Consider the following 20,985-nt stretch of genomic DNA (forward strand, 5'->3'; position numbering starts at 1 on the left):
ACTGCGCCGGAAGTGGGGCGAATTATAGAGACTCAGAATCTGCCGTCAACCCTTATTTTCACAATTCTGTCATATCGGTCAAAAAAGCCCTGAAACGCGAAGGCCGACCTTGAAAGGTCGGCCTTCTTTGCACTGCCTTTCTACTTACAAGCTAGGGAATGCAAACTGCGAAGCCTCATGGCTCGCACGCTGCGGCCAGCGCTGGGTGATCGCCTTGCGACGGGTGTAAAAGCGCACGCCATCCGGACCGTAGGCATGCAAGTCGCCGAACAACGAACGCTTCCAGCCGCCGAAGCTGTGGTAAGCCACCGGCACCGGCAATGGAACGTTGACCCCGACCATGCCGACTTCGATCTCGTCGCAGAACAGACGCGCCGCTTCACCGTCACGGGTAAAGATGCAGGTGCCGTTGCCGTATTCGTGATCGTTGATCAGCTGCATCGCCTCTTCCAGGCTGTTCACCCGGACGACGCACAGCACCGGCCCGAAGATCTCTTCTTTATAGATGCGCATTTCAGGAGTGACGTTGTCGAACAGGCAGCCACCCAGGAAGAAACCTTCTTCATGACCGGCAACGCTCAGACCACGACCGTCGACCACCAAGGTCGCACCCGCCGCCACGCCGTCCTCCACATAACCGCTGACCTTGTCGCGCGCCTGACCGGTCACCAGAGGCCCCATGTCCAGACCACACGAAGTGCCGGCACCGATTTTCAGCGCCTTGATCTGAGGAACCAGTTTGGCCACCAGTGCGTCCGCCACCTGATCGCCCACACACACGGCCACCGAAATCGCCATGCAGCGTTCGCCGCAGGAACCGTAAGCCGCGCCCATCAGCGCGCTGACTGCGTTGTCCAGATCCGCATCCGGCATCAGCACCGCGTGGTTCTTCGCGCCGCCCAAGGCCTGCACGCGCTTGCCGCGTTTGGTGCCTTCCGCATAGATGTACTCGGCAATCGGTGTCGAACCCACAAAGCTCAGCGCTTTGACTTCCGGCGCTTCGATCAGCGCGTCTACCGCAGTCTTGTCACCGTGCACGACGCTCAGCACGCCTTTCGGCAGACCGGCTTCCAGCAACAGTTGTGCGATCAGCAGGGTCGAGCTCGGATCACGCTCGGAGGGTTTGAGGATGAAGCAGTTGCCGCAGACGATCGCCAACGGATACATCCACAGCGGCACCATCGCCGGGAAGTTGAACGGCGTAATGCCGGCCACCACGCCCAGCGGCTGGAAGTCCGACCACGCATCGATGTTCGGGCCGACGTTGCGGCTGTACTCGCCCTTGAGGATTTCCGGCGCTGCGCAGGCGAACTCGACGTTCTCGATACCGCGCTTCAGTTCACCGGCAGCATCTTCCAGGGTCTTGCCGTGTTCTTCGCTGATCAACTGCGCGATGCGTGCTTCGTTCTGCTCCAGCAGTTGCTTGAAACGGAACATCACCTGGGCACGTTTGGCCGGTGGCGTATTGCGCCAGGCCGGGAACGCAGCCTTGGCGGCATCGATGGCGTGCTGGATGGTTTCGCGGCTGGCCAGCGGCAGCTTGTGGATAGCCTGACCGGTGGACGGGTTGAACACATCGACCGCGCGACCGTTCTCGGTCACCAGTTCGCCATTGATCAAATGCGGGATAACGCTCATCGGGGAACTCCTGAATTCTTGTGCGCAGACGCCCGCAAGGGGCGCCTGCCATTGGCTTATCTATATAGAAGGAAAATCAGTCGAGCTTGTTCAGCACTTCGCCGACCGCGTCGAACAGACGATCAAGGTCCTGCGGCTTGCTGTTGAAGGTTGGGCCGAACTGCAGGGTGTCGCCACCGAAGCGCACGTAGAACCCGGCTTTCCACAGCGCCATACCGGCTTCGAACGGACGCACGATGGCGTCGCCGTCACGGCCCGCAATCTGGATCGCACCGGCCAGGCCGAAGTTACGAATGTCGATGACGTTCTTCGCGCCTTTCAGACCATGCAGGGCATTTTCGAAATGCGGTGCGACTTCGGCCACGCTCTGCACCAGGTTTTCCTTTTGCAGCAGGTCGAGTGCCGCCAGGCCCGCGGCGCAAGCCACCGGGTGTGCCGAGTAGGTGTAGCCGTGCGGGAATTCAACGGCGTATTCCGGGGTCGGCTGGTTCATGAAGGTCTGGTAGATCTCGGAGCTGGCAATCACCGCGCCCATAGGGATCGCGCCGTTGGTGACTTGCTTGGCGATGCACATCAGGTCCGGGGTCACGCCGAAGGTGGTGGCGCCGAACATGGTGCCGGTACGGCCGAAGCCGGTGATCACTTCGTCGAACACCAGCAGGATGTTGTGTTGATCGCAGATTTCACGCAGACGCTTGAGGTAGCCCTGTGGTGGAACCAGCACGCCAGCGGAACCCGCCATAGGCTCAACGAACACCGCTGCGATGTTCGACGCATCGTGCAGTTCGATCAGCTTCAGCAGCTCATCGGCCAGGGCGATACCACCCTGCTCCGGCATGCCACGGGAGAAAGCATTGCTCGCCAGCAAAGTGTGCGGCAGGTGATCGACATCCATCATCGCCTGACCGAACAGCTTGCGGTTGCCGTTGACGCCGCCAAGGCTGGTGCCGGCGATGTTCACACCGTGATAGCCACGGGCGCGGCCGATCATCTTGGTCTTGGTCGACTGGCCTTTCAGGCGCCAGTAAGCACGGACCATTTTCACCGCGGTATCGGCGCACTCGGAACCGGAGTCGGTGAAGAACACGTGATTCAGGTTGCCCGGCGTCAGGTCGGTGATTTTCTCCGCCAGCTGGAACGACAGCGGGTGGCCGTACTGGAAGCCCGGCGAGTAATCGAGGGTGCCCAACTGTTTGGCCACCGCTTCCTGGATTTCCTTGCGGGTATGCCCGGCGCCGCAGGTCCACAGACCGGACAGCGAGTCGTACACCTTGCGGCCCTTGTCGTCGATCAGCCAGCTGCCTTCGGCACCAACGATCAGGCGCGGGTCGCGCTGGAAGTTGCGGTTGGCGGTGTACGGCATCCAGTGCGCGTCCAGCTTCAGTTGGCTGGCCAGTGGCGACGGCGCGTTTTCAGGCATGTTCATCGGGCAAAACCTCGCAGGGCAATAAGCTTCGGAGCGATAGAAAGCGTTGTTGCAGCTAAATTGCCACGGGGATAAAGTCGTTGAAATTCAACTCTTCTAACCTTCAGTTAGAACTCTGCTAAACAATGAGAACAACAGTATGAGCAGCCGCCGCCCCGATCCGCTGGCCCAGGTCAGTGACTTTGACATTCGCCTGCTGCGGATTTTTCGCAGCGTGGTGGAGTGCGGTGGCTTCTCGGCGGCGGAAACCGTACTCGGCATCGGTCGCTCGGCGATCAGCCAGCAGATGAGTGATCTGGAACAACGTCTCGGCCTGCGTCTGTGCCAACGCGGGCGCGCCGGTTTCTCCCTGACCGAAGAAGGCCGCGAGGTCTATCAATCGGCGTTGCAGCTACTAAGTGCACTGGAAAGTTTCCGCACCGAGGTCAATGGCCTGCACCAGCACTTGCGCGGCGAGTTGATCATCGGCCTGACTGACAACCTCGTCACCCTGCCCCACATGCGCATCACCCACGCATTGGCCCAATTGAAGGAACGCGGGCCAGACGTGCAAATCCAGATCCGCATGATCGCCCCCAACGAAGTCGAACAAGGTGTGCTCGACGGCCGCCTGCATGTCGGCGTGGTGCCGCAGGCCAGCGCATTGTCGGGACTGGAATATCAGCCGTTGTACAGCGAGCGCTCGTTGCTCTACTGCGCAGTTGGTCATCCGTTGTTTTACGTTGACGATAAACAGTTGGATGACGAGCGCCTCAACAGCCAGGACGCCATCGCCCCGACCTTCCGTTTGCCAGCGGAGATCCAGGCGCACTATCAGGCGCTCAATTGCACCGCCAGCGCATCCGACCGTGAAGGCATGGCGTTCCTGATTCTGACCGGGCGTTACATCGGCTATTTGCCGGATCACTATGCCAGTCTCTGGGTTCAACAAGGTCGCTTGCGCGCGCTCAAGGCCAGTACCCGCTTCTATGATTTGAGCCTTGCCTCGGTTACCCGCAAGGGCCGTCGCCCTCATCTGGTACTGGAAAGTTTTCTCGAAAGCCTCGCCGCCACCCGCTGACGACCGGGGTTTTATTCGCCCGGGGCTTGTCCCGCGCCGGTGGTTGCGCTATCAACGCAACTGGTTGCACCCCACAGACAAACCCGGAAGTGCCTATGACCTTTGAAGTCCCAGCCCACGGCGGCAAACCCGCCAGCCGCATTCGTCAGAAGAACGAAGAGACCATCATCAAAGCCGCCGAAGACGAGTTCGCCCGTCACGGGTACAAAGGCACAAGCATGAACACCATCGCCACCAAGGCCGGACTGCCCAAGGCGAACCTGCATTACTACTTCACCAACAAGCTCGGGTTGTACGTGGCGGTGCTGAGCAACATCCTTCAATTGTGGGACAGCACCTTCAATACCCTGACGGCCGAGGACGATCCGGCCGAAGCGCTGACCCGCTACATCCGCGCGAAAATGGAATTCTCCCGTCGCCAGCCGCAAGCGTCGCGGATCTTCGCGATGGAAGTGATCAGCGGCGGCGAATGCCTGACCGAATATTTCAATCAGGATTACCGCGCCTGGTTCCAGGGCCGCGCCGGCGTGTTCCAGGCCTGGATCGACGCGGGCAAGATGGACCCGGTCGACCCGGTGCACCTGATCTTCCTGTTGTGGGGCAGCACCCAGCATTACGCCGACTTCGCCACCCAGATCTGCCGGGTGACCGGTCGCAGCAAGTTGACCAAACAGGATATGGAAGACGCCGGCAACAACCTGATCCGCATCATCCTCAAAGGCTGCGGCCTCACTTCTTCTATATAAGTCGTTTTATGCCATTCACCCTCAGCGGCTTTTGCGAATTCCGCGAAGAGATTCGCAAAAGCCGCTTCATCACCTTCGCCGCGCCGATCACCAGCCCCGCTGAGGCGCAAGCCTTCATCGAGCAGCACAGCGACTTGAACGCTTCGCACAATTGCTGGGCCTGGAAACTCGGCGATCAGTACCGCAGCAACGACGACGGTGAACCCGGTGGCACTGCCGGGCGGCCGATCCTCGCGGCCATCGAAGCGCAGGACTGCGATCAGGTCGCGGTGCTGGTGATCCGCTGGTACGGCGGCATTCAACTGGGCACCGGCGGTCTGGCCCGGGCCTATGGCGGCGGCGCCAACAAATGCCTGCAAGCAGCGCCGAAGATCGAGTTGATCAGTCGCGTGCCCGTGCATTGCGCCTGCGCCTTTGGCGAACTGGCGCTGGTGAAGCTGCGGGTCGCGGATCTGGGCGGATTGGTGGTCGAGGAAAACTTCACCGCCAATGGTGTCGAGTTGCAACTGGCCGTGGGCGAAGCGCACATCGAGTTGTTGCAAACTCAGTTGGCCGATCTGAGCCGTGGGCGAATCCTGCTACAGCGTTGAAGCCCCGCCATGTTTTAGGGCACAAGCCGATTTGCTTATACCCGTGACTTGCCCACATCCGCTGTGCACCCGGCTGTGGATAACCTGAGCACAGGAGGCTGTAACCCTTCTGTCACGTGGCTTTGCGGGATTTGTTCACTTTTCGTCCAATCGCTCATCACAACAAACAATTTCACGTAAAAACAATCGCTTAGCGTCTTTTATCGCCTTTGGAAGAAAGCCCGGCGGTGCTTATGCCCGGGATTTTGTCTTGCGCACAAATACTGTGGAGCAACCTGTGGATAAGCCGTTCATGCCTCGCGCAGTCGCAGGTTCTGCATGGCTTCGACGGGGTTGCTCGTTTTTTGATCAGTCGGATGCGGGCAAAACTGGAGCCTGATCAGAGGCTTTGCCCCCAAGTGGTGCCGTGCAGGCAAACGAATTCGATTCACAGGCTCTGCGCCGAAGGCTGGCAAACAGCAGCCGCCTGCGTTCCTGACTCAATGGCCAGGAAATTGCTTTATCCACAGGCACAACTCCAAGCGACCCGAGCCTGTCATGCCAAACCCCACGTCCACACCGCAGCTGCAACTGCGCCAAATCAGCAAACGTTATCCCGGTTGCCTTGCCAATGACGCCATCGACCTGAGCATCGGCCGCGGTGAAATCCACGCGCTGCTCGGTGAAAACGGTGCAGGTAAAAGCACGTTGATGAAGATCATCTACGGCGTCACCCAGGCCGATTCAGGCGAGATGCTCTGGCAGGGCCAATCGGTGAACATGCGCAACCCGGCCCAGGCGCGGCAGTTGGGCATCGGCATGGTGTTCCAGCATTTCTCGCTGTTCGAGACCTTGAGCGTGGCGCAGAACATTGCATTGGCGATGGGTGCAGCGGCCGGTTCGCCGAAACAGCTTGAGGCGAAAATCCGTGAAGTGTCGCGCCGATATGGCATGGCGCTGGAACCCCAGCGACTTGTCCACAGCCTGTCGATCGGCGAGCGGCAACGGGTCGAGATCGTGCGTTGCCTGATGCAGGACATTCGCCTGCTGATTCTCGATGAGCCGACCTCGGTGCTCACGCCGCAGGAAGCCGACGAGTTGTTCATCACCCTGCGCCGACTCGCGGCCGAGGGCTGCAGCATTCTGTTCATCAGCCACAAACTCGGCGAGGTGCGCGCCTTGTGCCACAGCGCCACGGTGCTGCGTGGTGGGCGAGTGGCCGGGCATTGCGTACCGGCCGACTGCACTGATCGGCAACTGGCGCAATTGATGGTGGGTGACGCCGCGACCTTGATCGGCGACTTTACAAAGGTCACCGGTGGCGCGGCGTTTCTGCAGGTCAACGGTCTGAACTGGCACAACCCGGACCCCTTCGGCTGCTCCCTGAGCGACATCGATCTACAGGTGCGCAGCGGTGAAATCGTCGGCATTGCCGGCGTGGCGGGCAACGGTCAGGACGAATTACTGGCTTTGCTCAGCGGCGAACAGACACTGCATCGCGACACAGCGAAAACCATCCGCTTCCGAGAACACGCCGTCGCCGATCAGCGCCCGGATGCGCGACGCAAACTCGGCCTGGCCTTCGTCCCCGCCGAACGCCTCGGGCATGGCGCGGTGCCGGACATGAGCCTGGCGGACAACGCCCTGCTCACCGCCTTTCAACAAGGCCTGGTCAGCCACGGCTTGATCGAGCGCGGCAAGGTCGAAGCCCTGGCACAAACGATCATCCAGCGCTTCGGCGTGAAAACCCCGGACACCCAGACCGCCGCCCGCAGCCTGTCCGGCGGCAACCTGCAGAAATTCATCCTCGGCCGGGAAATCCTCCAACAACCGAAACTGCTGATCGCCGCGCACCCGACCTGGGGCGTGGATGTCGGCGCGGCGGCCACCATTCACCGCGCGCTGATTGCCCTGCGCGATGCCGGGGCGGCGATTCTGGTGATCTCTGAAGACCTCGACGAACTGTTCCAGATCAGCGACCGCCTCGGCGCGCTGTGCGGCGGGCGCCTGTCGGCGTTGCAGGACACGGCGCAAACCCGCCTCAGCGACGTCGGCGGCTGGATGGCCGGCCAGTTCGACACCCCTCAATCACAACCGGCCACGGTTTAACGGAGTTTTCCCATGTTGCTTTCCCTCGAACCCCGTGGCCGGCAATCACGCCTGATGCTGTGGTGCTCGCCGGTGCTGGCGGCGGTGCTGACGCTGGTCTGCGGATCGTTGCTGTTCATCGCCCTCGGTCACGACCCGCTGAAAACCCTGCACACGTTATTGATTGCCCCGGTCAGCGACCTGTATGGCGTCTCCGAGCTGCTGGTCAAAACCTTGCCGATTCTGCTTTGTGCGCTGGGCCTCGCAGTGGCCTATCAGGCGCGGATCTGGAACATCGGCGCCGAAGGCCAGTTGCTGCTCGGCGCCCTGGCCGGCAGTGCGCTGGCGGTGAACATCATCGATCTGCAAAGCCGTTGGGCGCTGGTACTGATCCTGCTCACCGGCACGTTTGCCGGCGCCGCGTGGGCCGGGCTCACCGCCTGGTTGCGTACCCGCTTCAACGCCAACGAAATCCTCACCAGCATCATGCTCAATTACATCGCGCTGAACCTGCTGCTGTTCTGCGTACACGGGCCGCTGAAAGATCCGGCCGGATTCAATTTTCCCGAATCGGCAATGTTCAGCGACGCCAGCCGCCTGCCGCTGTTGATGGAGGACGGTCGGGCACACATCGGCGTGTATTTCGCCTTGCTCGCGCTGGTCGCGGTGTGGGTGTTGCTGCAGAAAAGCTTCGTCGGCTTCCAGATCAAGGTGCTGGGCCTGGACAAGCGTGCGGCAGGGTTTGTCGGGTTTCGCGAGAAGCGTCTGATCTGGCTCGCACTGCTGATCAGCGGAGGATTGGCGGGACTGGCCGGTGTCTGCGAAGTCACCGGACCGATCGGCCAACTGGTGCCGCAGGTCTCGCCGGGCTACGGCTATGCGGCGATCACCGTCGCGTTTCTCGGCAGACTCAATCCGATCGGCATTCTGTTTTCCAGCCTGTTGATGGCACTGCTGTACATCGGTGGCGAGAGCGCGCAGATGACGCTGAATCTGCCGCAGGCGATCACTCAGTTATTCCAGGGAATGATGCTGTTTTTCCTGCTGGCCTGTGACGTGCTGATCCTCTATCGGCCACGCCTGAACCTGCGCTGGGTGCGGCGCACTTCTACCACCGCCGTAACCGCCGGAGCGCTGTGATGGATATCGATCTGCTGAGCAATATTTTCTACGCCATGGTGCGCTGCGGTACGCCACTGCTCTTGGTAGCACTGGGCGAACTGATCTGCGAGAAGAGCGGCGTACTCAACCTCGGTCAGGAAGGCATGATGCTGTTTGGCGCGGTGATCGGTTTCATCGTCGCGTTCAACAGTGGCAACCTGTGGCTCGGTGTGGCGCTGGCGATGCTCGCCGGGATGCTGTTGTCGTCGCTGTTTGCTCTGGTGGCGCTGGTGTTCAACGCCAATCAGGTGGCGACCGGGCTGGCGCTGACGATTTTCGGCGTCGGCCTGTCGACCTTTGTCGGCGCGGCGTGGGTCGGCAAACCGCTGGCGGGATTCGAGCCGTTGGCGATTCCATTCTTGAGTGAAATCCCGCTGATCGGCCGCATGCTGTTTGCCCAGGATCTGCTGGTGTACCTGTCGTTCGCGCTGTTCGCGCTGGTGGCGTGGGTGATCGTGAAAAGCCGTGTCGGGCTGATCATTCAAGCGGTCGGCGAGAACCCGGATGCGGCGAGTGCCATGGGTTTGCCGGTGCTGACCGTGCGCACACTGGCGGTATTGTTCGGCGGGGCGATGGCCGGTTTGGCCGGGGCATATCTGTCGCTGGCTTACACGCCGATGTGGGCCGAGAACATGACCGCCGGACGCGGCTGGATTGCCCTGGCGCTGGTGGTGTTCGCCAGTTGGCGGGTATGGAGGTTGCTGCTCGGCGCGTATCTGTTCGGACTCGCCAGCATCCTGCACCTGGTGGCGCAGGGGTTGGGGCTGGCGATTCCTTCGAGTCTGCTGGCGATGTTGCCGTACGTCGCGACCATTCTGGTGCTGGTGCTGTTGTCGCGCGATGCAGTGCGTACACGGCTGTATGCGCCGGTATCACTGGGGCAGCCGTGGCAGGCCGGGCACTAAGCCGTTACGGCTCGCGACAGCGACCGAACCGGCAACGCCTGAGCAATGCCCCATGCCACTTCGAGAACCAGGAATCCCACCACCAACAAACTGGCGCCGTGGGCCACGGCATACGTCATCCACGCGGCGAACAGAAATCGCGTCACCGCGTCATAGCGCCCATAAACCGGCTGCGGATCACGAATCCGCAGCACCGCCCACATGCACACCACCGAACCGAACAAATTGGCGATCAACAGATGCGCAGGTTCGAACGGCGGCAGCTCGCCGGGCAGCTCCAGCGCCTGACTCAGCGCCGTCAGCAACCCGTGCAACACAGCAAAACTCCACGGTGTGACAAACGCCGCCGTCACGATCAAGTCATACCAGGCGCTGCCGCGCACCACCTGCCGATACTGCGTTGAAGTCCACATCATCCTTGCTCCGAAAATTCAGGGAGCAACCACGGTAAAGCCTGGAGTATGCTCCAGGGTCAAACACTTTCGAGACCTGCAAGATGCGCATCGGTGAGTTGGCCCAGGCCTGCGATGTCAGCCGTGACACGCTGCGTTTTTACGAGGAGCGCGGATTGATCGCGGCGCAACGCAGCGCCAACGGTTATCGCGACTATCCGCCGGAGATGGTGCAATTGGTGCTCTACATCAAAACGGCGCAGCGTCTGGGCTTTACTCTCGGCGAGATCGGCAGCAGCGTTGGCGCGCTGTGGCAATCGCCAAATCCTGACACCACCGTCACGCAACTGCTGCAAGACAAACTCAAGCTGGTCGAAACCCGCATGGCCGAACTCGGCGAGCTGCGCCTCGAATTGCAGCATCGGCTCGGTCAACGCTGTCCATTGAACCCGTGATCTTTCAACTTTCAAGGAAAGCCCGTCATGTCCGCACTTAATCCTGCCAAGCACGCACTGATCATCGGCGCCTCCCGGGGCCTGGGCCTGGGACTGGTGAAAACCCTGCTGGCCGACGGCTGGCAAGTCACCGCCACGGTTCGCAATCCTTCCAATGCCGAGGCTCTCGAAGCTCTGGGCAACGTGCAGATCGAAAAACTCGACATGGACGACCAGCAAGCGGTGATCGCCCTGAGCCAGAAGCTCAAGGGCCAGACCTTCGACCTGCTGTTCGTCAACGCCGGGGTCAAAGGCCCCGAAGTGCAGACCCCGGGCGGCGCGACGCTGGCGGAAGTCGGTCAGTTGTTCTTCACCAACGCGGTGGCACCGATCAATCTGGCCCAGCGCTTTGTCGGGCAGATCCGCGACGGCAGTGGCGTGCTGGCGTTCATGAGTTCGGTGCTCGGCAGCGTGACCATGCCCGACGCGCCGGAACTGGCGCTGTACAAGGCAAGCAAAGCGGCGCTGAACTCGATGACCAACAGCTTCGTCACGCAGTTGGGCGAGCAGAAACTTACGGTGCTGTCGCTGCATCCGGGCTGGGTGAAAACCGACATGGGCGGTGAAGGTGCCGACATCGACGTGGAGACCAGCACCCGTGGCCTGGTGGATCAGGTGGATGCGTTCGCCGGCAAGGGCGGCCATCACTTCGTGAACTACAAGGGTGAAACCATTCCCTGGTAATCACTGGACCCTGTGGGGGGCTTGCCTCCGCAGGGTTATGCCGGTGTCTGGTCGGGTTGGGCTTGCCCGTCGCAACATTTTGTTCGAAACTCCGCACCTCGCCCCTCGCGGCGACCCTGGATCAGCAGACAGGGCAACACTGAGCTGGCAACCCTGAACCCCACTTTCAGAGGAGCCGGCCACAATGCCTGCGACCCGTACCTGGTTAAAAAATCCCCTCGCCATTTTCACGGCCAACGGTCTCGATGCCCGTGGCGGTCTGGTGCTGCAAGACGGTGTGATCACCGAAGTGCTCGGCGCCGGTCAGCAGCCATCGACCCCATGCAATCAAGTGTTCGATGCCCGTGAGCACGTGATCCTTCCGGGCCTGATCAATACCCATCACCACTTCTATCAGACCCTGACCCGCGCCTGGGCGCCGGTGGTCAATCAGCCGTTGTTCCCGTGGCTGAAAACCCTGTATCCGGTTTGGGCGCGCCTGACGCCTGAAAAACTTGCCCTCGCCAGCAAAGTCGCACTGGCCGAGTTGCTGTTGTCGGGGTGCACCACCGCTGCCGATCACCATTACCTGTTCCCGGATGGCCTGGAAAACGCCATCGACGTGCAAGTCGAAACCGTGCGTGAACTGGGCATGCGCGCCATGCTCACCCGTGGTTCGATGAGCCTCGGCGAGAAGGACGGCGGTCTGCCGCCACAACAGACCGTGCAGGAAGGCCAAGTAATTCTCGACGACAGTCAGCGTCTGATTCACGAGTACCACGAACGTGGCGACGGCGCGCAGATCCAGATCGCTCTGGCGCCGTGCTCGCCGTTCTCGGTGACCCCGGAAATCATGTCCGCCAGCGCCGAACTGGCGAACAAACTCGATGTGCGCCTGCACACTCACCTCGCCGAAACCCTCGACGAAGAAGACTTCTGCCTGCAACGCTTCGGCCTGCGCACGGTGGATTATCTGGACAGCGTCGGCTGGCTCGGCCCGCGCACGTGGCTGGCCCACGGCATCCATTTCAACCCCGACGAAATCGCCCGTCTCGGCGCGGCGGGCACCGGTATCTGTCATTGCCCGAGCTCGAACATGCGTCTGGCGTCCGGCATCTGCCCGAGCATCGAACTGACCGATGCCGGCGCGTTGTTCGGTCTCGGTGTGGATGGCTCGGCGTCCAACGATGCGTCGAACATGATCCTCGAAGCGCGTCAGGCCCTGTACATCCAGCGCTTGCGTTACGGCGCCGAGAAGATCACTCCGGAACGTGTGCTGGGCTGGGCGACCAAGGGTTCGGCGAGCCTGCTGGGTCGCACCGACATCGGTGAACTGGCGGTCGGCAAGCAGGCGGATCTGGCGTTGTTCAAGCTCGATGAACTGCGCTTCTCCGGCAGCCATGACCCGATTTCGGCGCTGCTGTTGTGCGGCGCGGACCGGGCGGATCGGGTGATGGTCGGCGGCAAGTGGCGTGTGGTTGACGGGCAGGTTGAAGGTCTGGATCTCAAAGGCCTGATTGCCGATCACAGCCAGGCGGCTCGGCAGTTGATTGCCGGTACCTGATCCAAGCGGAAGTCTCTGATCGTTCCCACGCTCTGCGTGGGAATGCAGCCATGGACGCTCTGCGTCCGACGTTGGGACGCAGAGCGTCCCGGTATGCATTCCCACGCGGAGCGTGGGAACGATCGGTCAACGATCAATTACAACCCAAGCAGCGACAACATGATGAACGTCGCAAACAGCACAAAGTGGGTCATGCCCTCGATGGCATTGGTCTCCCCGTCATTGAGGTTGATCGCGCTGACGATCAGCGTGATGAAGATCATCACCGTCTGCACCGGCGTCATCGCCATCTGAAACGGCTGCCCGGTGTAGAGCGCCATCGCCTCCATCACCGGCACCGTCAGGATCACCGTCGACAACGAAGCCCCCATCGCAATGTTGACCACCGACTGCATACGGTTGGCCAACGCCGCGCGCAACGCGGTCAGAATCTCCGGCGCCGCGGAAATCGCTGCCACCAGAATCGCCGTGATCACCGGTGGTGCGCCCGTCCCTTCCAGGCCCAGATCGAGGGTCTTGGACATCACCTCGGCCAGTGCGCCGATCACCACCACACCGAACACCAGAATGCCGATCGACAGCGCCAGGCTGACCGGTTTCGGCTCTTGTTCCACCGGCTCTTTCTTGCGGCGTTTGTCCGGGTAGCTGTAGCTGAAAAAGTAGCTGTGCGGCCCGACCTGCATGCGCAGGAACAACGCATAAAGCACCACCATCGCGCCGATGGTGAAGGCCGAATAGATTTTCCAGTTGGCCTCGGGAATGAACTCCGGCACCACCATCGACACGCCCATGGCGGTGAGAATCATCACGCTGTAACTGCGGGCCGAATCGTCGTTGTAGGACTGCTCGCCATGCTTGATCCCGCCCATCAGCGCGGCGAGGCCGAGGATGCCGTTGATGTCGAGCATCACCGCCGAATAAATCGTGTCGCGCACCAGCGTCGGCGAGGCTTCGTTGCTCATCATGATCGCCAGGATCACCACTTCCACCAGCACGGCGGCGAGGGTCAGGATCATCGTGCCGTACGGGTCGCCGACTTTTTCCGCGAGCAGTTCGGCCTGATGGGCGACGCGCATCGAGGCGGCGACGATAAAGGCGATCAGCACCAGCCCGGCCGTCAGCGCAACGATCTGGCCGCTGTGCAGCAACCAGTGCTCCAGTGGATACGCAACACAGGTGGCGATAACGGCCAGCAGCAGAAAACTTTCTTGCTTGAGGATGGTGAGCATGGCGGGCCTTTTTACCGAAGAGTGCGAATGAGCTACTGACTGCGGGGCGGCGCTAATGGTTCGTTACACCTTAGCGCACCAGTGGATGGCAGCTTTATCTACGCCTGCACTTTTATTGGCCTTTACGGCCTCTTCGCGGGCAAGCCCGCTCCCACAGGGATCGCGGCGTTTTGTGGGAGCGGGCTTGCCCGCGATGGGCGCGCCTCGGTTTCAAGCCAGATTGTTGTCCGCTTGGTCAGCCTTTTGCATTGCCCTCCCCACACACAACAAAAGGGAGTACGCGTTCATGCAAAAACGTCCACTGCAAACACTGCTGTGCATCGCCATGGGCCTTGGCCTCAGCCTGAGCGCCAGTGCCGCCGATCCACTGAAAGTCGGCTTCGTCTACATCGGCCCCATCGGCGACCACGGCTGGACGTATCAGCATGAACAGGGACGCAAGGCGCTGGCGGAAAAACTCGGCACACAGATCACCACCAACTATGTGGAAAACGTCGCCGAGGGCGCGGATGCCGAGCGGGTGATCCGCAACATGGCCAAGGACAATTACGACCTGATCTTCACCACCTCGTTCGGCTACATGAACCCGACGGTGAAAGTCGCCAAGCAGTTTCCCAAGGTGACCTTCGAACACGCCACCGGCTACAAGCAGGACAAGAACCTCGGCACCTATCTCGCGCGTACCTACGAGGGCCGTTACGTCGGTGGTTTCCTCGCGGCGAAGATGACCAAGAGCAAAAAAATCGGCTACGTCGCCTCGTTCCCGATCCCGGAAGTGATCCGTGACATCAACGCCATTCAACTGGCCTTGAACAAGTACAACCCCGGCACCGAAATCAAAGTGGTGTGGGTCAACTCGTGGTTCGACCCGGGCAAAGAGGCCGACGCGGCCAACGCGCTGATTGATCAGGGCGTGGACGTGGTGTTCCAGCACACCGACAGCCCGGCGCCGATCCAGGCTGCCGAGCGACGCGGTGTGTATGCCGTGGGCTACGCTTCGGACATGGCGCACTTCGGCCCGAAAGCGGTGCTGACTTCGATCGTCAACGACTGGGCGCCGCACTACATTCAGGCGACCCAGAGCGTGATCGACCACAACTGGAAATCCCAGGACTACTGGGGCGGGTTGAAGGAAGGCACAGTCGAACTGCCGATCAGCGATCTGGTGCCGGCACCGGTGAAGGCCGAAGCCGAGCAGATCATCGCTGACATCAAGAGCGGCACCCTGCAACCGTTCACCGGGCCGATCAAGGATCAGGCCGGGGCCGAGAAAATCCCGGCGGGGGTCAGCGCCACCAACGCCGAACTGGCGTCGATGAATTACTACGTCGAAGGCATGAAGGCCGAGATGCCGAAGTAATCCACCTGCCCCTGACCGCTCCCTCTGCATCGGAGCGGTCGCTAACGAGCATTCGAAATGAACCAACTTCCGATCATCGACATCTCGCCGCTCTACTCCGACGACCAGAACGCCTGGCCGGCCGTCGCCGAACAGATCGACCACGCCTGCCGCGAATGGGGCTTCTTCTACATCAAGGGGCATCCGATTTCTGCGCAGCGCATTGCATCCCTGCTCGATCACGCGCAACGCTTCTTCGCGCTGCCGGAAGCAGAAAAGCTCAGGATCGACATCACCCAGACCCGTCATCACCGCGGCTACGGGGCCATCGCCACCGAACAGCTCGACCCGGACAAACCCAGCGACCTCAAGGAAACCTTCGACATGGGCCTGCATCTGCCGGCCGATCATCCCGAGGTGCTGGCAGCAAAACCCTTGCGTGGCCCCAACCGTCATCCTGCCATTCCCGGCTGGGAAACGTTGATGGAACAGCACTACCTCGACATGCAAGCGCTCGCGCAAACCCTGCTGCGCGCCATGACGTTAGCGCTGGGCATCGAACGCGACTTCTTCGACACGCGCTTCAACGAGCCGGTCAGCGTGCTGCGGATGATCCACTACCCGCCGCGCCACACCGCCAGTTCCGCCGAACAGCAAGGTGCGGGCGCGCACACCGATTACGGCTGCATCACGCTGCTGTATCAGGACGCGGCCGGCGGCTTGCAGGTGAAAAACGTCAAAGGCCAGTGGATCGACGCACCGCCCATCGACGGCACCTTCGTGGTCAACCTCGGCGACATGATGGCGCGCTGGAGCAACGACCGTTATCGCTCGACCCCGCACCGGGTGATCAGCCCGCTCGGGGTGGATCGCTACTCGATGCCGTTCTTCGCCGAACCGCACCCGGACACCCGTATCGAGTGCCTGCCCGGTTGCCAGGACGCACAGCATCCGGCGAAATATCCGACCACCACCTGCGCCGAATTCCTGCTGTCGCGCTTCGCCGATACCTACGCCTATCGACGGGAGCAGGAAGCGGTGTGATGGATCGGTTGGTCAGGTTTTGCCAATTGTTTCGGCGGGCATCTGTAGAATGCTCGCCATTGCACCTGATGAGAAAAGAATATGTACGACTGGCTCAACGCCCTGCCCAAGGCCGAACTGCACCTGCACCTCGAAGGCTCGCTGGAGCCCGAGCTGCTGTTCGCCCTGGCCGAACGCAACAAGATCGCCCTGCCGTGGAGCGACGTCGAAACCCTGCGCAAGGCTTACGCCTTCAACAACCTGCAGGAATTCCTCGACCTGTATTACCAGGGCGCCGACGTGCTGCGCACCTCCCAGGATTTCTACGACCTGACCTGGGCCTATCTGCTGCGCTGCAAAGAACAGAACGTGATTCACACCGAGCCGTTCTTCGATCCGCAGACCCACACCGACCGTGGCATCCCGTTTGAAGTGGTGCTCAACGGCATCGCCGCCGCGCTGAAGGATGGCGAGCAGCAACTGGGCATCACCAGCGGTTTGATCCTGAGCTTCCTGCGCCATCTGAGCGAGGAAGAAGCACAGAAAACCCTCGACCAGGCGCTGCCGTTCCGTGATGCGTTTGTTGCGGTAGGTCTGGACAGTTCCGAAATGGGCCACCCGCCGAGCAAGTTCCAGCGCGTGTTCGACCGTGCCCGTCATGAAGGTTTCCTGACCGTGGCTCACGCTGGCGAAGAAGGTCCGCCGGAGTACATCTGGGAAGCCATCGACCTGCTGAAAATCCAGCGCATCGACCATGGCGTACGCGCCATCGAAGACGAGCGTCTGATGCAGCGGATCATCGACGAGCAGATCCCGCTGACCGTGTGCCCGCTGTCGAATACCAAGCTCTGCGTGTTCGATCACATGTCCCAGCACAATATCCTCGACATGCTCGAGCGTGGCGTGAAGGTCACGGTGAACTCCGATGACCCGGCGTACTTCGGCGGTTATGTCACCGAGAACTTCCATGCGCTGCACGAACATCTGGGCATGACCCAGGATCAGGCCAAACGCCTGGCGCAGAACAGCCTGGATGCGCAGTTGGTGAAACCGTAACAGCACAAGGCCGTTCGAACACACCCGTGTTCGAACGGCTTTTCAGTTCTCAGCGCACAACCGCTTCAGTCAACTCTTCCAGCGTCTTGCCCCGGGTCTCCATCCCGAACAGCCACACCACCCCCGCCGCAATCGCAAAGCACAATGCCCCCAGCGCAAAAACCCCGCCCTGCCCGGTGATCGGGAACACCAGCCCGGTGACCAATGGCCCGAGCAGAGAACCTACGCGTCCAATGGCCGAGGCGAACCCCGAGCCCGTCGCTCGCGCCGAGGTCGGATACAGCTCCGGCGTATAGGTGTAGAGCACCGCCCACATGCCGAACAGGAAAAACTGCATCAACAGCCCAGTACCGATCAGCAGCGCCACGTTGCCGCCAAACACAGCGCTTTGTCCGTACAGAAACGCCATCACCCCGCCGCCAAGCAACGTGACGATGCACACCGGCTTGCGGCCCCAACGCTCCACCAGCCAGGCCGCCATCAGGAAGCCGGGAATCCCGCCGAGGGAAATCAGCACGGTGTAATACACCGACTGAGTCACGGCAAAACCCGATTGTTGCAGCAACGCGCTGAGCCACGAGGTCAGGCCGTAAAAACCGAGCAACGCGAAGAACCACAGGCTCCAGATCATCGTCGTGCGCTGGCGATACAGCGGCGACCAGATCTGTTTGAGCGCCGAAAGGAAATGGCCCGGAGGTGTCACGCTTCGCGGCAGGCGAACCGGCTCCGGCAATGCGGCACCACCGAGTGAGGCCTGTACCCGCGCCTCGATGCCGCGTAAAACCTTGTCCGCCTCGTCATGCTTGCCGGCCTGTTCCAGCCAGCGCGGCGACTCGGGAATGAAAAAGCGGATCGCCAGGACGAACACCGCCGGCACCGCCAGCACCAGAAAGATGTCGCGCCAGCCAATCAATGGCAGCAGGAAATACGACAGCACCCCGGCAGCCACAAAACCCAGCGGCCAGAAACCGTCCATCAACGCGATATAACGACCCCGACGCTGGGCGGGGATCAACTCCGACAGCATCGACTGGGCAATCGGAAACTCCATGCCCATGCCGATTCCCAGCAGAATGCGAAACAGCGTCAGGCTCTCGACCGTCTGCGCCGTGGAACACAGGTAACTGGCCAGCCCCCACAGGACGATGCTCCACTGGAACACCGGTTTGCGACCGAACCGATCAGCCAACAGACCGGACAGCGACGCCCCCAGCACCATGCCGAAAAAACTCGAACTGGCCAGCAGGCCGGCCTGCGCACTGCTCAGGCCGAACTCGGCTTTGATCGAGCCGAGCAGGAAAGTCATCATCGCCAGATCCATGGAGTCGAAGAAAAACGCCAGGGCGATGATGATGAAGATGATCCGGTGATAACCGCTGACTGGCAGGCGCTCCAGTCGATCTGCCGCGCTGAAGTTTCCCGTGTCCATACCACCTCCTCAATCCGAAAAGTCCCCGGATCGAGTGTGCGCGATAGCGGTTGCGCGCCTGTGCCAGATGCGACGTGTTCGCAGCCGTTGGCGACGCCAGTAGCACATCAGTGGAAGAGAACGCTCTACAACGCCATTTCCAGCTCGGTTTCACAGGCAAATCGATGAATTTCCCGCTGGCCCGCCGCCGTCAATTGCAGGGCACGGGAATCGTTGGGCAGCACCAGCCACCCCGACTGCATGAACAACTGCAGCAATGCCGCCCCCAGTGATCCGCCCATGTGCGGGCGACGCTCGCTCCAGTCCGGGCAGGCACACGCCACCTGGACGTTGCGATGGGCCAGCGCCTGGATGTACACACCGCGCCCAGCCAATTGTGTCGAGCCTTTGTGCGTCACGACCACCCGGTTTTCAAGCTGCTCGATCCAGCCGGCGTCGAGCAGTCGCTGGTACAGGTCGGCGGCCAGCGTTCCCCCCAGATGGTCGTCGCAAAACCGGGCGCGCAGCAGTGACGAGGGGGCGGCCTGGGGTCTGACGGCCGGCGAGGCACGCTTGAACACGGCAGGGATTTCTCGCGGAGCGCTGGCCAGAGTGGCGCTGGCCAGGGCTTCGATGGCCGCACCGATTTCGGGCGCCGCCAGGCGGAAGAAGCGTTTGCGGCCGCGCGCCTCGACCTTCAACAGACCGCCAGCGGACAAGCGCCCCAGATGCGCACTGGCTGACGACGGAGAAAGCCCCGCCAGCAACGCCAGTTCCTCGGTCTGCCGCGCCGAGCCATCCATGAGCGCCCACATCATTGCGCTGCGTTTGGGATCGGCCAGCAACGTGGCGATCTGGCTGATGCAAGGTGCATGTTCCATCTATTCACTCCCTGTTGAATCGTATCGTCTACAGCTCATAGACATCTTGACCAGTAATCAGTCGTCGGCCAAGGCGCGCAAAAGACCTTGAGCCGAAGCGAGGCAGCGCGCCGCAGCGAGAAAACCGCAGCAATGTCGCAACCCTCGTCCCTACCCGGACGGTTGCGGTCTGATCGTTCTCGCATCGGCCTTTTGGTACGGGCATCAGGCGGCCGCTAGTATAAGCGGGTTGCTCGCTGCGTCCTCTGCCGGAGCGCCCGTGGCTGGTGATTGTTCCTGAGAGAAATTTCGCTATTTACCTGCGACTAATGATCAGTCTCCGTGAAAACGGGAAATCGGCTACTCAATTCGGCGCAACGACTGGCGAGCATTTCCCTCAGAAGGTTCACCGGCTTACTCAATTGTGCGCGATGGGCGCACAGCAGATTCAGCGGAGCGCGTTCGCAGAGCAACTCCGGCAACAGCACTTTCAGCCGTCCCGCCAGCACATCACCGGCCACATCGAGCCAGGACTTGTAAGCGATGCCGGCTCCCGCCACCGCCCACAGGCGAACCACATCGGCGTCGTCACTGAAGCGGTCGCCACTGACGGTCAGGCCGACCTCGCGCCTGCCGTCATGAAAACTCCAATGGTCATGTACCCGGCCGCCGAGCATGTACAGCAGGCAGTTGTGCTGCGCGAGTTGTTCCAGATGCAGCGGCTCGCCGTGCCTGGCCAGGTAGGCGGGGGATGCGCACAGTACCCGTCGGTTGTGCGGGGCAATCGGCAACGCCACCAGGCTCGAATCCTCCGGCTCGCCGTAGCGCAAGGCGATGTCTACCGGCTGGCGAAACAGATCAGCGATGCGGTCACCCAGCAGCAGACGTACCGTCAGCTTCGGGTGTTCGTGCTGAAAATCGTCGAGCCACGGCAACAGCAGGTTGCGACCGAAATCCGAAGGCGCCGACAGCTGCAGAATCCCGCTGACCTGATCCTGCCCGCTGGCCAGCAGACGCCGACCCTCATCGAGGTTGCTCAGCGCCGCCCGGGCGTACTCGAGAAACCCCTCGCCTTCGGCCGTCAGCCGCAAACTGCGAGTGGAGCGTGCCAACAGCCGCGCGCCCAGTTGCTGTTCTATACGTTTGAGCGCGGCACTGGCCACAGCGGCGGACAGGTCCATCACCCGAGCCGCCGCCGACAGGCTGCCCAGATCCGCCGCCCGGACAAACAACTGCAAGTCATCGAAACGCAGCATTCCCAGCCCCGATTATCAAAAAAATATTGAAAGAGACTGCTCTTTTAGCCGGTTTTATCTCCGGCAGAAATAGCCAATCATGCCATCCATCGAATTCATCCCGTCCCG

Annotated in this window: 19 protein-coding genes; 12 read left to right on the forward strand and 7 right to left on the reverse strand. The window is 61.4% G+C overall.

What is annotated here, in order from left to right; genetic code table 11:
- Positions 1–144: 144 nt before the first annotated feature.
- The gene (locus QRN46_RS27715; RefSeq protein ID WP_011332326.1) at positions 145–1,638 is read right to left on the reverse strand and encodes a CoA-acylating methylmalonate-semialdehyde dehydrogenase; all 1,494 of its coding nucleotides are present in this window, start codon (positions 1,636–1,638) and stop codon (positions 145–147) included.
- A gap of 76 nt (positions 1,639–1,714) precedes the next feature.
- Positions 1,715–3,064, reverse strand: coding sequence for an omega-aminotransferase AptA (gene aptA, locus QRN46_RS27720; protein ID WP_011332325.1), 1,350 nt, complete (start codon positions 3,062–3,064; stop codon positions 1,715–1,717).
- Between the two features lie 139 nt (positions 3,065–3,203).
- Here aptA and QRN46_RS27725 point away from each other — a divergent pair, with 139 nt between their 5' ends.
- The 6 genes from QRN46_RS27725 (at position 3,204) to QRN46_RS27750 (ending at position 9,593) form a co-directional block, all read left to right on the forward strand.
- Entirely contained in the window at positions 3,204–4,124 is a 921-nt protein-coding gene (locus tag QRN46_RS27725) for a LysR family transcriptional regulator (protein ID WP_007958517.1), read from the forward strand.
- Between the two features lie 95 nt (positions 4,125–4,219).
- Complete coding sequence (locus QRN46_RS27730; RefSeq protein ID WP_011332324.1) at positions 4,220–4,870, forward strand: TetR/AcrR family transcriptional regulator; 651 nt, start codon at positions 4,220–4,222, stop codon at positions 4,868–4,870.
- Between the two features lie 8 nt (positions 4,871–4,878).
- Positions 4,879–5,460: an IMPACT family protein gene (locus QRN46_RS27735; protein ID WP_221615440.1), complete on the forward strand. Its 582-nt coding sequence runs from the start codon at positions 4,879–4,881 to the stop codon at positions 5,458–5,460.
- Between the two features lie 537 nt (positions 5,461–5,997).
- Positions 5,998–7,548 (forward strand): ABC transporter ATP-binding protein, encoded by a 1,551-nt coding sequence (locus tag QRN46_RS27740; protein ID WP_285358597.1) that lies wholly within the window; start codon positions 5,998–6,000, stop codon positions 7,546–7,548.
- Between the two features lie 12 nt (positions 7,549–7,560).
- A complete protein-coding gene (locus QRN46_RS27745) occupies positions 7,561–8,667 on the forward strand; it encodes an ABC transporter permease (protein WP_210709645.1) in 1,107 nt (368 codons plus the stop codon).
- Positions 8,667–9,593 carry an ABC transporter permease gene (locus QRN46_RS27750; RefSeq protein ID WP_201817359.1) on the forward strand — a complete coding sequence of 309 codons (927 nt, stop codon included), beginning with the start codon at positions 8,667–8,669 and terminating at the stop codon, positions 9,591–9,593. The genes QRN46_RS27745 and QRN46_RS27750 overlap by 1 nt, the downstream gene beginning before the upstream one ends.
- Here QRN46_RS27750 and QRN46_RS27755 read toward each other — a convergent pair.
- A complete protein-coding gene (locus QRN46_RS27755; protein ID WP_201817357.1) occupies positions 9,590–10,006 on the reverse strand; it encodes a hypothetical protein in 417 nt (138 codons plus the stop codon). The genes QRN46_RS27750 and QRN46_RS27755 overlap by 4 nt on opposite strands.
- A gap of 83 nt (positions 10,007–10,089) precedes the next feature.
- On the opposite strand from QRN46_RS27755, the gene QRN46_RS27760 reads away from it, so the two are divergent.
- The 3 genes from QRN46_RS27760 to QRN46_RS27770 all read left to right on the forward strand — a co-directional run bounded on the left by QRN46_RS27760 (position 10,090) and on the right by QRN46_RS27770 (position 12,706).
- Positions 10,090–10,440, forward strand: coding sequence for a MerR family transcriptional regulator (locus QRN46_RS27760; RefSeq protein WP_074689712.1), 351 nt, complete (start codon positions 10,090–10,092; stop codon positions 10,438–10,440).
- Between the two features lie 27 nt (positions 10,441–10,467).
- On the forward strand, positions 10,468–11,163 hold the full coding sequence (locus tag QRN46_RS27765) for an SDR family oxidoreductase (protein ID WP_074689711.1): 696 nt from the start codon (positions 10,468–10,470) through the stop codon (positions 11,161–11,163).
- A gap of 184 nt (positions 11,164–11,347) precedes the next feature.
- On the forward strand, positions 11,348–12,706 hold the full coding sequence (locus tag QRN46_RS27770; protein WP_285358607.1) for an 8-oxoguanine deaminase: 1,359 nt from the start codon (positions 11,348–11,350) through the stop codon (positions 12,704–12,706).
- A gap of 137 nt (positions 12,707–12,843) precedes the next feature.
- Here QRN46_RS27770 and QRN46_RS27775 read toward each other — a convergent pair whose 3' ends face one another.
- Positions 12,844–13,935: a calcium:cation antiporter gene (locus tag QRN46_RS27775; protein WP_221615446.1), complete on the reverse strand. Its 1,092-nt coding sequence runs from the start codon at positions 13,933–13,935 to the stop codon at positions 12,844–12,846.
- Positions 13,936–14,221: 286 nt separating this feature from the next.
- Here QRN46_RS27775 and QRN46_RS27780 point away from each other — a divergent pair, with 286 nt between their 5' ends.
- The 3 genes from QRN46_RS27780 to QRN46_RS27790 all read left to right on the forward strand — a co-directional run bounded on the left by QRN46_RS27780 (position 14,222) and on the right by QRN46_RS27790 (position 17,353).
- A complete protein-coding gene (locus QRN46_RS27780; protein WP_221615447.1) occupies positions 14,222–15,295 on the forward strand; it encodes a BMP family ABC transporter substrate-binding protein in 1,074 nt (357 codons plus the stop codon).
- A 57-nt stretch (positions 15,296–15,352) separates the two neighbouring features.
- Positions 15,353–16,318, forward strand: coding sequence for an isopenicillin N synthase family dioxygenase (locus QRN46_RS27785; protein WP_236197481.1), 966 nt, complete (start codon positions 15,353–15,355; stop codon positions 16,316–16,318).
- A gap of 81 nt (positions 16,319–16,399) precedes the next feature.
- Positions 16,400–17,353 carry an adenosine deaminase gene (locus QRN46_RS27790; protein ID WP_285358612.1) on the forward strand — a complete coding sequence of 318 codons (954 nt, stop codon included), beginning with the start codon at positions 16,400–16,402 and terminating at the stop codon, positions 17,351–17,353.
- A gap of 49 nt (positions 17,354–17,402) precedes the next feature.
- Here the strand turns inward: QRN46_RS27790 and QRN46_RS27795 are convergent, their stop codons facing one another.
- The 3 genes from QRN46_RS27795 to vimR all read right to left on the reverse strand — a co-directional run bounded on the left by QRN46_RS27795 (position 17,403) and on the right by vimR (position 20,877).
- The gene (locus QRN46_RS27795) at positions 17,403–18,782 is read right to left on the reverse strand and encodes an MFS transporter (RefSeq protein ID WP_285358614.1); all 1,380 of its coding nucleotides are present in this window, start codon (positions 18,780–18,782) and stop codon (positions 17,403–17,405) included.
- A gap of 125 nt (positions 18,783–18,907) precedes the next feature.
- A complete protein-coding gene (locus tag QRN46_RS27800) occupies positions 18,908–19,642 on the reverse strand; it encodes an ArsR/SmtB family transcription factor (protein WP_011332310.1) in 735 nt (244 codons plus the stop codon).
- 305 nt (positions 19,643–19,947) lie between these two features.
- Positions 19,948–20,877 carry a transcription regulator VimR gene (vimR, locus tag QRN46_RS27805; protein WP_011332309.1) on the reverse strand — a complete coding sequence of 310 codons (930 nt, stop codon included), beginning with the start codon at positions 20,875–20,877 and terminating at the stop codon, positions 19,948–19,950.
- Positions 20,878–20,985: the final 108 nt, after the last annotated feature.

This window comes from Pseudomonas sp. lyk4-R2A-10 (assembly GCF_030209075.1).
Taxonomy (GTDB): Bacteria; Pseudomonadota; Gammaproteobacteria; order Pseudomonadales; family Pseudomonadaceae; genus Aquipseudomonas; species Aquipseudomonas glycinae.

Coding starts and splice junctions, on each gene's coding strand:
- QRN46_RS27715 (WP_011332326.1), bottom strand. CDS start 1,638: ATGAGCGTTATCCCGCATTTGATCAATGGCGAACTGGTGACCGAGAAC.
- aptA (WP_011332325.1), bottom strand. CDS start 3,064: ATGAACATGCCTGAAAACGCGCCGTCGCCACTGGCCAGCCAACTGAAG.
- QRN46_RS27725 (WP_007958517.1), top strand. CDS start 3,204: ATGAGCAGCCGCCGCCCCGATCCGCTGGCCCAGGTCAGTGACTTTGAC.
- QRN46_RS27730 (WP_011332324.1), top strand. CDS start 4,220: ATGACCTTTGAAGTCCCAGCCCACGGCGGCAAACCCGCCAGCCGCATT.
- QRN46_RS27735 (WP_221615440.1), top strand. CDS start 4,879: ATGCCATTCACCCTCAGCGGCTTTTGCGAATTCCGCGAAGAGATTCGC.
- QRN46_RS27740 (WP_285358597.1), top strand. CDS start 5,998: ATGCCAAACCCCACGTCCACACCGCAGCTGCAACTGCGCCAAATCAGC.
- QRN46_RS27745 (WP_210709645.1), top strand. CDS start 7,561: ATGTTGCTTTCCCTCGAACCCCGTGGCCGGCAATCACGCCTGATGCTG.
- QRN46_RS27750 (WP_201817359.1), top strand. CDS start 8,667: ATGGATATCGATCTGCTGAGCAATATTTTCTACGCCATGGTGCGCTGC.
- QRN46_RS27755 (WP_201817357.1), bottom strand. CDS start 10,006: ATGTGGACTTCAACGCAGTATCGGCAGGTGGTGCGCGGCAGCGCCTGG.
- QRN46_RS27760 (WP_074689712.1), top strand. CDS start 10,090: ATGCGCATCGGTGAGTTGGCCCAGGCCTGCGATGTCAGCCGTGACACG.
- QRN46_RS27765 (WP_074689711.1), top strand. CDS start 10,468: ATGTCCGCACTTAATCCTGCCAAGCACGCACTGATCATCGGCGCCTCC.
- QRN46_RS27770 (WP_285358607.1), top strand. CDS start 11,348: ATGCCTGCGACCCGTACCTGGTTAAAAAATCCCCTCGCCATTTTCACG.
- QRN46_RS27775 (WP_221615446.1), bottom strand. CDS start 13,935: ATGCTCACCATCCTCAAGCAAGAAAGTTTTCTGCTGCTGGCCGTTATC.
- QRN46_RS27780 (WP_221615447.1), top strand. CDS start 14,222: ATGCAAAAACGTCCACTGCAAACACTGCTGTGCATCGCCATGGGCCTT.
- QRN46_RS27785 (WP_236197481.1), top strand. CDS start 15,353: ATGAACCAACTTCCGATCATCGACATCTCGCCGCTCTACTCCGACGAC.
- QRN46_RS27790 (WP_285358612.1), top strand. CDS start 16,400: ATGTACGACTGGCTCAACGCCCTGCCCAAGGCCGAACTGCACCTGCAC.
- QRN46_RS27795 (WP_285358614.1), bottom strand. CDS start 18,782: ATGGACACGGGAAACTTCAGCGCGGCAGATCGACTGGAGCGCCTGCCA.
- QRN46_RS27800 (WP_011332310.1), bottom strand. CDS start 19,642: ATGGAACATGCACCTTGCATCAGCCAGATCGCCACGTTGCTGGCCGAT.
- vimR (WP_011332309.1), bottom strand. CDS start 20,877: ATGCTGCGTTTCGATGACTTGCAGTTGTTTGTCCGGGCGGCGGATCTG.